General features: G+C 58.8%; 14 protein-coding genes. 7 read left to right on the top strand and 7 right to left on the bottom strand.

From position 1 onward, the window contains the following. Nucleotides 1-11 precede the first annotated feature (11 nt). A complete protein-coding gene (locus tag V6S97_RS25030) occupies nt 12-413 on the bottom strand; it encodes a hypothetical protein (RefSeq protein WP_334427890.1) in 402 nt (133 codons plus the stop codon). A 127-nt stretch (nt 414-540) separates the two neighbouring features. Here V6S97_RS25030 and V6S97_RS25025 point away from each other — a divergent pair, with 127 nt between their 5' ends. The 6 genes from V6S97_RS25025 to V6S97_RS25000 are packed head-to-tail and all read left to right on the top strand — an operon-like array spanning nt 541 to nt 3631. Then, nucleotides 541-1221, top strand: a complete 681-nt coding sequence (locus tag V6S97_RS25025) for a nuclease (RefSeq protein ID WP_334427889.1) — start codon at nt 541-543, stop codon at nt 1219-1221. Between the two features lie 17 nt (nt 1222-1238). Further along, nucleotides 1239-1874, top strand: coding sequence for a thermonuclease family protein (locus V6S97_RS25020; protein ID WP_334427888.1), 636 nt, complete (start codon nt 1239-1241; stop codon nt 1872-1874). Continuing rightward, entirely contained in the window at nt 1871-2377 is a 507-nt protein-coding gene (locus V6S97_RS25015; RefSeq protein ID WP_334427887.1) for a thermonuclease family protein, read from the top strand. The genes V6S97_RS25020 and V6S97_RS25015 overlap by 4 nt, the downstream gene beginning before the upstream one ends. Further along, complete coding sequence (locus tag V6S97_RS25010; RefSeq protein WP_334427886.1) at nt 2378-2692, top strand: hypothetical protein; 315 nt, start codon at nt 2378-2380, stop codon at nt 2690-2692. 8 nt (nt 2693-2700) lie between these two features. Then, nucleotides 2701-3072 carry a hypothetical protein gene (locus tag V6S97_RS25005; protein ID WP_334427884.1) on the top strand — a complete coding sequence of 124 codons (372 nt, stop codon included), beginning with the start codon at nt 2701-2703 and terminating at the stop codon, nt 3070-3072. A gap of 31 nt (nt 3073-3103) precedes the next feature. Then, nucleotides 3104-3631 carry a hypothetical protein gene (locus V6S97_RS25000; protein WP_442886108.1) on the top strand — a complete coding sequence of 176 codons (528 nt, stop codon included), beginning with the start codon at nt 3104-3106 and terminating at the stop codon, nt 3629-3631. Between the two features lie 33 nt (nt 3632-3664). Here V6S97_RS25000 and V6S97_RS24995 read toward each other — a convergent pair whose 3' ends face one another. Further along, complete coding sequence (locus V6S97_RS24995; protein WP_137006506.1) at nt 3665-4006, bottom strand: helix-turn-helix domain-containing protein; 342 nt, start codon at nt 4004-4006, stop codon at nt 3665-3667. Between the two features lie 303 nt (nt 4007-4309). On the opposite strand from V6S97_RS24995, the gene V6S97_RS24990 reads away from it, so the two are divergent. After that, the gene (locus V6S97_RS24990; RefSeq protein ID WP_334427882.1) at nt 4310-5656 is read left to right on the top strand and encodes a hypothetical protein; all 1347 of its coding nucleotides are present in this window, start codon (nt 4310-4312) and stop codon (nt 5654-5656) included. 32 nt (nt 5657-5688) lie between these two features. Here the strand turns inward: V6S97_RS24990 and V6S97_RS24985 are convergent, their stop codons facing one another. The 5 genes from V6S97_RS24985 to V6S97_RS24965 form a co-directional block, all read right to left on the bottom strand. Next, nucleotides 5689-6024 (bottom strand): hypothetical protein, encoded by a 336-nt coding sequence (locus V6S97_RS24985; protein WP_334427881.1) that lies wholly within the window; start codon nt 6022-6024, stop codon nt 5689-5691. A gap of 86 nt (nt 6025-6110) precedes the next feature. Continuing rightward, nucleotides 6111-8909: a type IV secretory system conjugative DNA transfer family protein gene (locus tag V6S97_RS24980; RefSeq protein ID WP_334427879.1), complete on the bottom strand. Its 2799-nt coding sequence runs from the start codon at nt 8907-8909 to the stop codon at nt 6111-6113. Next, on the bottom strand, nt 8878-9927 hold the full coding sequence (virB11, locus tag V6S97_RS24975) for a P-type DNA transfer ATPase VirB11 (RefSeq protein ID WP_334427878.1): 1050 nt from the start codon (nt 9925-9927) through the stop codon (nt 8878-8880). Before virB11 ends, V6S97_RS24980 begins: the two co-directional genes overlap by 32 nt. After that, the gene (gene virB10, locus V6S97_RS24970; RefSeq protein ID WP_334427877.1) at nt 9924-11252 is read right to left on the bottom strand and encodes a type IV secretion system protein VirB10; all 1329 of its coding nucleotides are present in this window, start codon (nt 11250-11252) and stop codon (nt 9924-9926) included. The genes virB11 and virB10 overlap by 4 nt, the downstream gene beginning before the upstream one ends. A gap of 10 nt (nt 11253-11262) precedes the next feature. Then, nucleotides 11263-12075, bottom strand: coding sequence for a TrbG/VirB9 family P-type conjugative transfer protein (locus tag V6S97_RS24965; RefSeq protein WP_334427876.1), 813 nt, complete (start codon nt 12073-12075; stop codon nt 11263-11265). Nucleotides 12076-12089: the final 14 nt, after the last annotated feature.

The following is a 12089-nucleotide window of genomic DNA, read 5'->3' as shown; positions in this document are numbered from 1 at the left end:
AGCGCATTCTTTTACTGGCCACGAAGCTTTGCCCGTGCTTCCTCCTGCTGTCGGGCTGCGATTAGCCCCTCATTGAGCCGCATCAGTTCGCGCTCACGTGCAGCCTCGGACATTGTATCCCTCCCCGGCCAGAAGCGAAGGACTGGCAGGACGAGCAGCAGGAAGGAGGTAATTGTCGCGGCCTTGAACCATGGGGATCGGGCATAGAGATCGGTTGCCCATTGCCAAAGATTGTCCGTCGTTTCTAGCGGCAGAAAAGCATATGAGAACGTCAACACAATCCAGTAACCGACGAAGGCTGCGACCAAAATGCATGCGGCTGACACCAGCAAAAAGCACGCAATCTGGAACATCAACCACACAGCACGGAACGGAAGTGTGAAGGCTATGAGCGCCCTTTGATACATCGCCATCCTCTTGTCCCCACATGCAAAATGAGTACCTGAACAACCATAACTCAATCTTTGCAGCTTTTCCATACTTGCACTACAGTACAATTTCGTGCATGTTCAAAAAAGTCAACAGGTGACGGATGCGAACATGAAGAATGGCGCATGGCGATCTTCTCGCCACTTCATTTGCAGCCTTTTGGGTGCTCTGGTCTCGCTGCCCGCGTCGGTGAGGGCCGACACGGCTGAAGAGTTCGTCAGCTACTACCAGCAGGCCTACGTACAGGGGCGTGACCTGGTCCCCGCACTGCCGATACCACTCGATACGTCCTCGATTGCGACACGGCTCGATCTCCAGAGTGTCACCCCCAAAGCTGCGCTGAGCGGCAATGCGTTTCTCGCAGCGGATGGAACTATTATCAAACTCGCAGGAGTTCAGGGCTGCCTTTCAACCGAGCCGCTCGATTATGCGGGAATTATCTCGACCTGTGCCATGATCTCGCTCGCCGCGATGACTGCGACCATCGCAGAGATACAGGAAGTTGCTGGAAACGCGCTCCCCTGCCATGAGCTTGGGCGGAGCCCCGGCCGTCCGACGGTACGATATGCGGAATGCTTTTTCATGGATAGAGAAACCGCGCGATCGCTTTCTGAAGTGCTGATCAGCAAGGGAGTGGCCTTCGCCTTCCGTGACAGTGCTGGCCGCCCGGCCTTTCCGGAATATGCGCAAATGGAAACCGTCGCACGGGCGAATAAAGCCGGCATCTGGGCCAGCGCCCATTTCTTCCATCCCTACGGTGAGCGCTACCGCGCCAATCCGACAATGCACTGATGCGGATCGGGACCTTGATGCTTATATCCACGATCACAGCTTCCGGCTTCTACGCAGGAATTGTCATTCTGCCGATGCTAGCTGGTAACGAATTCCCGCAGATGCAACTTCCTTGGGCACCAGCCTTTCCCGTTCAGGCATCGCAGGCTGGCTCTCCTGTCACGAAAGACGCGGAGCTTGCGCCATCTTCCGCATTCGTACCCTTCCCGACACACGCGCGGTTTGAGACCGGCGATAGCTGGGTCTCTGGCGGCCGGCGGTATCGGCTCTTTGGTCTACAGGCATGTCTGCGCGGGACCGGCGTTACCGTATCTCAAGGGACTTCGCGCGACTGTGGAGAACTGAACGTGATCATGATGCAGGCCCTGGTCAAAGACGCAAAGCCCGTCTGCACCAACATTCAGATGATCGACCAGAACAATGTGATCGTCGCATGTCAGACGACGGCAGGCGAACACCGTTATGATTTTGCGACCTATCTTATCGCGCAAGGATGGGGATTTGCCGCAGTCGATAGCACCGGCCAGCTCATTGTTCCTGGCTACAGGGTCGCTGAGGAAAGCGCGCGCACTGCCCGTGCAGGGCTTTGGGCCTATCCCGACATGCCGCACCCCGTCACCGTGCTGATGCAACAAGCCGGGGTTTCGCGATGAAGGTTACTGCCATCTCGATGAAGTTGCTCGCCCTCGCCCCCACAGGATCGCTGGGGCAGGTTTTCCCCAGCGACGTTCCGCGTCAGATATACGGCAGGGTTCAGGTCGTCGATGGCACGACATTCGAATTCATCAAGACCCGTCAGTTCGTCCGTCTTGCTGGATATGAAGCCCCCAGGCTGATGCAGAGCGCAACGACTGAAGGTGTGACATGGCCGGTCGGGCAGGTCTCGCGCGCCTGGATGATCCTTCGGACGCTCGGCCAGAACGTTAATTGCGCGCCGATCGGTCGCGACAGCAACAAGAACCTGATCGCCCATTGTTTTGTGGGCGAGACAAACCTGGCGGCGACGGCGATTGCAGAGGGGATCGGCTACGCCTTCAACTATCCCGACGAGCCCCAGGTCCTCGCCTATTTCGATTTGGAGAGAAAAGCGAGAGGGCTCGGCTTTGGCATCTGGTCCTCGCCGGACTTATCGCCGCCCTGGCTCCACGGAGGCTAAATGAAAAGCCCTTTCGAAACTTCGGCTATTTTCGCAATCTTGCTCGCGGTTTCTACGGTCGCCGCCGGAGCGCAGGACGGCGCCACACAAACACAAATCGAACGGCGCGATCCGGACTTTTGCGGTGCGGGTGGTGCTGGCTGCGACCCAGCGGAAGTGCAGCAGTGGAAGGCGGTTGGCAACAGGCTTGCAGACTTGTCCTCGGCCGACCTTAGCCAATACGCCTATGCCTGCGCCGAGCATCGTGACTTGAAATCAGAGTGCGAAACCAACCCGATCGCGATCCTGAAGCGCCTCGGTATCGAAGGATATTGAGGTCGCCCGTGCGTAGCTCTCGCAATGACGCCGCTGTCGCTGCTGCAATCGGCCTCCTCGTGGGAACCGGTGGCGGCTATGCGATCAATGAAATGGTGTGGATTGGTCAGACAGTGGAACTAAGACAGGAAATCACACGCCTGAAAGAGGAGGCGGAGCAGAGGCTGACGGTTGATGTTCCCAATAACCAGGAGGCGAGTGCCGCGATCGCCAAATCAGGTCGTACGATCCGGATTTCTGAATGCAAACCCCGCCAGGCTGGGCCCGGTGTCGCCTGTACCGGCATCATCACCACGACCGGTGGCTCGTTTGCGGGAACAACGCAACCGGGCGTCCTGTCGTTTGCCAAAATCGACGGCACATGGGCGCAAATCCAGTAGTCACAAAAGGAGACGGACCGTGAAAGCGATCATGTTCTTGACCGCAAGTCTGATAGGCGCGCTGTCGGCGGTGCCAGCAAAGGCAGAAGACGCTGAATGGGGATGCCAGGTTCTGCTGTGCGCCGCATCGAAAAACCCAAACTGGCATGGTGTCCCCTATTGCGTTCCACCAATGCGCAAACTCATCGCCGCCATGTCCAGACCCGGCTTCTCCTGGCCCATCTGCCATGAGGCGAAGGCGGGAAAGCCTGGCCGTGAAACCTACGAAGATTGCCCTCCTGGCACCACGGCGGGTTACACGTCGCGAGGCGGCGACAACCATTGGCGGGGAGAACCTGACCAATGCATCGAAACGGTCAATGTCTGCCGGGCATCGGGCCAGCTCGATGGCAATACCAGGTCAACAGGTTTGACGATCAATCGGCATTTCGGCCGAGATGGCGAAAGCTGCATCCAACAGATCGCCACTCCGCGCCCGCGCCGCGCGGATCCCTACTATTTCGATATTCCAAACGACGACGGGGTGAAAGAAAGGTTCTGGTTCAACCTGAACCACTAGCGCTCGCTTATAATCGCTATGGCGACCTTGACATCACGAGTCTGTCGCGGCGGATTTCTGCTTCTTGCGGCGGGCTTTCCAGACCGCTATCCGATGGAGGTCGGCTTCGGTGATCCTGAGCAAATCCTCGATAACGACATTCCACTCACGCTGCATCTTGTCGAGCGTCGATAGCTTGACGTCACGCATCGCGCGCGTCACCTGCGAGATATACGCCTCATGCACGCCAAGCTGCTCGGCCAACTCCCGGTTCGTCAACTTGCGCTCGGCCTTCAACCGTTCGAGACCGATGGCAAGCCTCTCCTGGAACGACAAGGTTTCAAGTGTCGAAATGTCCACGGCCTCCACCGGGGGCTGGCGTTTCAGACGGGGCATTGACCGCCATCCCCAGCCCCAATCGGGCTTATGCGGCGACAGACAGACATGCCGACAAGGTAATGGCAAGGCGCACCACGACGGCGCATCGGAACTATCTTCGAAACTCTTTTGCTCATCCGTCACCCGATATCGACTGCTAACCACACCGCCCAAGCGTAAACCGATTGTTGTCCATAGTCCAAATTGGGCAGTTTACAAGCTCGTTACGCTTCCTACACCGGCACGATCCGCCCACGCAAGCGTTGCTGCCCGGTCCGTAGGACCGGAGGAAGGCCTGTACCCTGCTGGTTCGCAAATTTCATGCGTATAGTTGTCAGAAACGGCCCCGCCCATAGTCTGGCAGAGCTTACCGAGGAAGAGACCGCGGCACTTCGCGCCTGGTATGGCGACGCTGCTTCCAACGCAGTGAAGGCAATCGCCCTCGCTGTTATCCGGCAAGCCAAGGTAATGAACGGCTGGATCGAATGCGATTGCCTCACAGGTCGGTTCCAACCACTACTTGCCCCGATACGGCAGGAGCATACCTACACGTTGCGACGATTGTCCTCCAAGGACGAGGACCCTCTCCGACAAATGGAGCGGCCAAATCATACAAGCACTTGCCCGTTCCACGTCGATAAGGACGCCAGGCCGGCGCTCATTGATCGCAGTTACTACATTCGACCGGTTCGAAAATCCGATCGAAGCTACATCGATGCATTGCCCGCGATTCCCGACCGTCTTGCCGACGTCGCTGACCGTGACATCAACCGGTCGACTGAGCGAAACGACAGACCGTCCAGGCTCGGTGGCATCCTGTGGCGGCTGCTCGACGACGCCGGGATGAACGTAATCCCACCATTGCAGGATGATTCCGATCTGGCACTTCGAAATCAGCTCTCGAGACTGCGCGCCGCCGCCAGGGGCCTTCGGGTCTTGAGAACATGGTCTCTCAACGCGCTGCTCTCGACGTGGGCGGCCGATTACTGGGAGCCCGACAGCCGCTGGCAACGACTGCTCGAAACCTCACGTCCGGATTGGCCCGGTACGCTTCGTCGGACGGGCTTCATGCTGCTGTTTGCCAAAGCTGTGTCCGCTCAGGCGATCATGCCGGCATCGTCCTCGCGACCAATCGATGTGCTCGGAAAAGTGCGACAACCGCTGCGCGGCGACCCGGCACGTCGAGGCCCGTTCCTCAGCCTCCTGAACGTGGACTTCGGCGACGATGACGAGGGGCCAGTGCGAGCTGTCCAGGCCTATGCACAGCCGGTCTACAATGGTGACACGCTGTTTCCGGTGGAATCCGGTTTCGAGAGAGATGTCTCTCACCTCCTGTTCTGGCTTCAGGGATCCCTTTTCGAAGGTATTCCTGATCTCCGCGTCACGATTACAAAACCCCTCTTTGCGTCAGAGACACCGCTTGGGGCCTGCCGGCCGGATTTTGTCCTGGAAGCAGCCTACAAGGATCATAGGCCGGCAACATTGATCGTCGAGGCCTTCGGCATGGAAACCGAAGAATATCGCCAAGCCAAGGACAAAACCGTTCCCCGCATGAAGCGTCTCGGGCCGATTTTCAGCCTCTTTCCCGAGGATCTCGCGGAGGCGAATGCGCAGGCCACAGCCAAGCGCCTGCAAGATTGGGTGATCGAGCAGGTTCGACATTCCTGAAGGGACGCGCCCCGTGGGTCCAGAAGAATTTGTCAACACGGTGACGCATCCAGCTCGCGCTTCGCGGCATCAAGCAGGGCATCCTGAACCGGCGCCAGCATGTCTGGAGGGCAGCGTCCGAACATGCGCACCACGAGTTCGTCCGCTAGGTGCGACAGTGTTGGCTTCAGCCTTTTCGGAAACAGATGATCGATCTCGCTCTCGTCAGAACCGAGACGCTCGAGCTCGGCGCGGATCGTTCTCAGCTCCATTTCGCGTTCCTTAACCATCAGCCAGAGACCAGGTTCGGCTTTGGCGGCGGCAACGATCCGTTCGAGGCTACGCTCACCGGCAATATGCAGGCTCGAAAGGTGTTCTATTTTTGCCATGCTGTTGTTCTGTTCTCCTGATGCTCGGGCACCGCAACCTGTCCTGGTCGAGTCCTGTGAACTTCGATTCGCTCGAGGTCAGCCCACTACGCGCCATCCGGCTCTTTGTTGGACTCCCCATTATCTTCGCGCAAAGGGTCGCGGGCAGCGTCTGCGAACTCGCGTAGCCAGGCTCTCGAACTGCCCTCGGTTAGTTTGCCGGAGAGCGTGTCTATCAGGAGCTCGACGTCCGCATTCAACTCTTCCGGTTCAACTACATTTTCCGCAGCCTGCCTGAAGATGACTTCATTCAAGGCCTGAAGGTCGTCTCCGAATGCTTGTCTTACTTCCTGGCGTTGGAGAACGGGCGAATCGGATGACCGATCACGGGCGGCACCTGCTGAGACGGGTGCGCCATCCTGACGATTATTCCCGCTCGTCGGAGATCCGGAGTAGACACTTCGGCCGAGCTTTTCTTCATCGATATCGAGATTAATGTCATATGCAGGTTTGGCGCGGAGGTCTTTTGCCTCACCGCGCTTCTCTTTCCGGCTGGCCGCACCATGGGCAGGCCCACGCGCCGGCTGCTGATGCTCATCGCCATGATCTCCTTCGGCCACACCTGCTGCGCGGGTTTCATCGAGGTCCAGCCGGCGACGCAGTTCATCGAGGGAGGAAATATAAACCTGACGAACGCCTTCCTTGACGATGAAGCGCAGGTCATGAGGCTTGCGGACGCGCTCGATCGGAGCAAGGTCGATGTCAGCTCCGGGTTTGGCGCCTGCCCGATCGCTCGGGGAGGCTGCATCCGGAGCGACGGGGATGGGGGATTCGAAACGGTCACTGTCTGCAATCGTCCACTCTACGGGCTTCAGACAGGGCTTCGGCACCGTCTTGAACTTGGGCACTTTCGCGAACATCCGATCGCCACCAGCGTCCAGTTTCATGATCCGCATCACCGGCATGCCGGTGACCTGCAGGATAGCCTCTTCCGGCTTCATCATCATCAGCGTGTTGACCGGCAGGAGATCGACAGAGACCGGCACCTTTGAAATCGACCGCTGACGGCGGCCGTGGCGATGGGAATAGGACGATTGCTCGACCCATTCCGTCGTCTTTCCCGCCGCGAGTGAGACCGCCATCGCGTCGTCCTGATTCTGGAAGTTCATGAAGACCTTGATCGTCGATGCCCCCATCAGGATCTTCTGTCCGGACCGCTGGTACAATCGCTCCAGCTGGGCGCCGTCCTGAAGAATAAAGACGAAACGCACGCCGTTCTTTCGTATCAGGGGGGCGAGCGTCAACACCGTGTCGATGCGGCCGCCATTGCCGAACTCGTCAAGCATCATCATGACTTCGTGCTCGCCATTGGGCAACGCCCCCATCTGGACCAGCTTGTCGGCCATCTGCTGAATGAACATCGAGATCAGCCGCTCATAGATCTGGATGGCATTCCAGTCGGCCTGGATATAGATCACCATCTTCCGCTTTCTGATCATGTCGATCGGGATCGTCGTAATCGAGGTGAGCGCCTCCACCAGCGGGTTCTGCAGGAAATTGAGTTTGGCGACGATTTCGGCCGCGATCCCCTCGCCCAGCTTTTCATGACGACCGGCGAACTTGGTCAGCTGCATACGGGTCTGGTCGGAGAGAACCGGCTCGTACTTTTCCAATAGCTGGATGATTGCCTTGCGCTCATCCGACATCGAGTTGAGGATGCGATAGAGCTCGCTGAGCGACTTGCGGGTGTCGGGGCATTCGAGCACGAAGCCAAGCATGGCGGTGAGCAGAATTCGGGCGCTTTCCTCCCAAAAGTCGGAGGAATCCGAGCGCAGTCGCTCCGGCAACAGCATCTGAGTCAACTTCTGGAGGTCGGTGATGCGCTGGTGCGGATCCGTACTGATAAGGTCGAGTGGGTTATAGCCGTCGGTGAACTTCGATCCCGGCGCCAGCAGGAAAGTCTCAAAGCCCTTGTCCTTCAGGTAGCCGGAAGTCTCCTCGAACAGTTCACCGCTCATATCGAGCACGACCTGAGAACCTTCGAAACTCATCATAGAGGGGATGACGAAGCCGCGCGACTTTCCCTGTCCAGGTGAGCCGATCAGCATCACATGCTGGTCGCCGTCATTGCGCAAAAGCAGCCCTTGCTTGAGCCCGAGCACGATCCCCTGCTTGTCGCGCAGGCGAAAGTCAGCCGCATCCTTGAGAGTCGCAAGGCGGGCCTTACCCATGATCATCCGCTGGCGCTTCTGGATTGCTGCACCGATCGGAAACCCCACAAGCGCGCCGGCGGCGGCAAGCCCCGCCAGCATGGCCTGAACCGTCTGACGGGATGGCCGCTGGTACCCACCGGCTGCATCGGTTGTCCCGAACGGTGCCTGATACATGGCCGCAAGATGGCTACCGTAGTAACTGGCGATATCGGCATGTTCGCCAGCCTTCGTGGCAACGAGATAAAAGGCAAAGCCATAGATAAAAGCACCAGCCCAGGCGGCGGCGAAGATCATCACTGTGAGCGCGATCAGGCTGAACATCGACCGCACATGCAGGAGGTAGAGAATCTTGCGGGAAAGAGCCCTGCCTCCCTTGAGCATCCATATGCATATCAGGAAGAACAGAAACGGTGATGCAAGCGTGAATGCCAGAAGCGATAATCCGACCGTATTGCGGGTATGGATGATCGACCAGGTGTAGCGGGCGGCCTCGGTGATGCGCACCTCGCCTATATAGTCGAAATACGAGGTTGATCCGGACGAGACCACATAGGCGTCGTAGATCAAAGTGAAGAAGGCGAGCCAAATCACCACGACGCCCAAAAGCGTGACGGGCAATGTGAAAAAAGACAGCTTTTGAAGACCCGACCATTTCGGGCGATCAATCTCTCCGTCCGCGTATCCGCTGGCCATGTTCATCAACCTCGTCGGCAAAATAGATCTCGCTGACGCCGCGACCGCCGGCGGCATCGCTCTTCTTCAACTGGACCACGATCGGGATGATCGAGCGGATGTAGCGGATGATGTCTTCGCGCTCCATGCGGACATTGCTGTTGAGCACCAGCGTCGACAGTCTATTGAAGGCATGGTGCGGCGAGTTGGCGTGGATCGTCGACATCGAACCGGGGTGACCGGTGTTGATGGCGTTCAGAAAGTCGAACGCCTCGTCGCCGCGCAACTCACCCATGAAGATGCGGTCGGGCCTCAGCCGCAGCGCAGTGGCCAGCAGGTCGCCCATCGTTACCCTGGCCTCCCCTTGTCCACCCTTCGAGACCAGCAAAGAAACAACGTTTTCCTGACGTGGCTCCAGTTCGGCCGTGTCCTGCATGAGGATGAAGCGCTCGTGGTTCGGGATTGCCGTCAGCATGGTGTTAAGGAATGTTGTTTTCCCGGTGGATGTACCACCCGATATCAGCATGCTGCGATGGTTGGCCGCCGCCAGTTCCAGGAACGCCCGCGCCTTACCTGTCCGCAACAGTAGCGAGAGTTCAACATCGACATCATCGATGTAGTCGTCGCCGGTTACCTTGGTGAAGCGGAAGGCGCCCGCCTTCTCGTAGTCGTTGAGGTCGAATCGTCGGATGAACTGCTTGCGGATCGAGAAGGCGTGACCGGTTGCCGAGGTCGGGCTCAAGACAAACTGAACACGCTCGCCACCCGTCAGTGTCGCTGACAGAAGTGGATTTTCGGCATTGATGGTCTGCTTTGTGAAGGAGGCAGCGCGAGACGCCATGTGGCGGATGACATCCTGATCCAGTCCGGCGATCTCGTAGCGCACCATCTGCAGATGACCAATTTTTTCCAGCCAGACTTCGTTACTGCGCTGGCAGGAGATTTCGACCACGGTGGGATCGTCGAGGAACGGCCGGATCGGCTCGAGCGCCTCGGTCAGAAAGTGTTGTTCGGCGGAAATCTGGGGGCGCGCATTCATTTGCCGTATCTCACCTTGCGCAGTCGCTCGAACTCTTCGCGTACCGGGTCGGGATAGAGGCCGGCAAAATCGAGGTCGCGTGTCACGAAGACGGTGATATCCGAGCCCTGGGGAATGTGGATGGTTGGGCGGATGTTGCGGGAATCCTCAAACGCCGTCGCTGCTGTTTGCTGGATGCCCGAGGCGATGGTCTCCGCGGCAATCGCGCGGGCGCGGTCCTGAGATGTCTCGCCATTGTCCTGTGGAATGCGTGTGACGCTGCCATTGTCGTTGACGATGGTAATGTCGCGATCATCCCGCTTGCCGAGTTGCGCGATGTACTGCGTCGCGCCGCCGATCAGCGTCATCAGTGCCGGCGGCCCGAACCGCTCCCAATTCTTTCTGTCTACGACACCGGTCATACCCGATCGCCCAAGACGGTCTGTACCATAAGAGCCGAGCTGCACTGAGACCCCGTCGCCGCGGATCATCCGCGTCCAGACAATCAGGATCCGTTCCTGCCCCCTCTGGACCCCGGACTTGTAATCACCAATCAGCGCGGAGCCGGCGGGAATGAGAATCCGTCGGCCGTCGAAGGAATAGACATCCTCACGCACAATTCCCTTCGCCATGCCGGCGAGATCGGAATTGATGGCTGTCTCCAGCGTTCCTCGGATCATCGTGCCCTGCGGAATCCAGGCATCGGTACGGCGGTTCTCGGTGGCGACCGATACCTCCACACCCTGTCCGCCGATCGCCTTCACGAAGGCACGATCGCCATCGACAGCACCGCCGGCATCTCCGTTGGCGGCGTTTGATGCACCAGCGTTGCCGTTCGCCCCGAACAGGCCCGCTGGTTCACCGGACGCCGCCGCAGCCCTCCTGGTCTGGTCAGATTGATCAAAGACCATCGCAGATGAGCGGATACGCTCGAGCAGTTTGGCCTTCCGCTCCAGCTCGATGCATTTGGGGTCGTCGGGATTTTTGCCTCGGGAGCAATCGATCTCGGCAGGGGGCACGATTGGGGCTGCAGCCGGCACGCGCGGGGCCGGTGGTGGCGGAGGCGGCGGAGGTGCTTCCGGGACCTCGACCGTGGGCAGCGGCGGCGGTGACGGTGTTCTGAAGCCTTCATTTCTTGGTGTCTGGACGGGCCGGAATTCCTCACGGGGTGTCGTGTCAATCGGTGGCTCTTCTTCCCCGCCCGCCAGAAGGAAATAGAGGACCACACCAAGGCCGGCAATACCGGCAAAGACGGCAAACGGGCGCATGAGGCCTATGCCACCGCGCCTGACCTGTCCGCCAATGGACGTGTCGGTGTCGATGGATTGGTAATTGGGATCCGACATGGTGCCCCTCCTATCTTGATTGCGATTGCTGGCTGAATGTTCCGCTGCCAATTCGCTTCGGCGATACCACGCCCTCGATCGGCGCAGGAATATCGGCAGGGGCAGTCCGGAGATTGAACAGGCAGGTCTCGGCTTCAGTACCAAAGCGCAGTGTCCACTGCCGCGAGACCTTGTCGATGACGATGTAGTCGGCCTCGCGGCGGTAGTTTACGAGGCTTTCGCGCCGCTTGCCGTCAACGATGAAGATCGCCGGAACGTCGCCGGTGAATTTCATGAAGGTCTTCAATCCATCGTCAAAGACCCAGAGCGGCTTGGCTCCGTCGCTTCCCTTGAAGCCGTAGTCGTAATTGACCTTGTCGCGACGGATGTTCTTGATGTTGGGATTGCGCTGGGCATCCTGCGCCTGCTTCCAGAGCTCCGCCGTTCCCTTCAGTCCGGCGTCCTCAGGATAGGTGAACCGCAATTTGAAGGTCTGGTTCTGCATCGCCTTGGTATCGTTGACACGCAGGTCGAAGGAATAGGTCCGCTTCGTCGTGACCACCGACAGATTGGTGGCCGCATCCTTCTCCATCGGTTTCAGGGTGAGCGAGCGGCGGTCAGCCGAGGTAAGTATCTGCCAGGAGACGGTATCGCCGGCAACGACCTGCGTTATATCCTCATCCGGACCGAAGAGGATCGTCGTCACCAGCCCGTAGGTGCCCGTCACGAGGAAGACCTGCTCGGCCGAATAGGGAAGCGACCGGATTCTCGGATCGAGCCGACCCGGCCTGGCAACGAGCTCGGCATGCGCGACCAGTGGGCCCAGCAGCATGAACAGAGACATTGCAACCGTCCGCC

Source organism: Agrobacterium sp. CCNWLW155, assembly GCF_036888815.1.
Classification (GTDB): domain Bacteria; phylum Pseudomonadota; class Alphaproteobacteria; order Rhizobiales; family Rhizobiaceae; genus Agrobacterium; species Agrobacterium radiobacter.
This window is presented reverse-complemented; position numbering and strand designations above follow the sequence as displayed.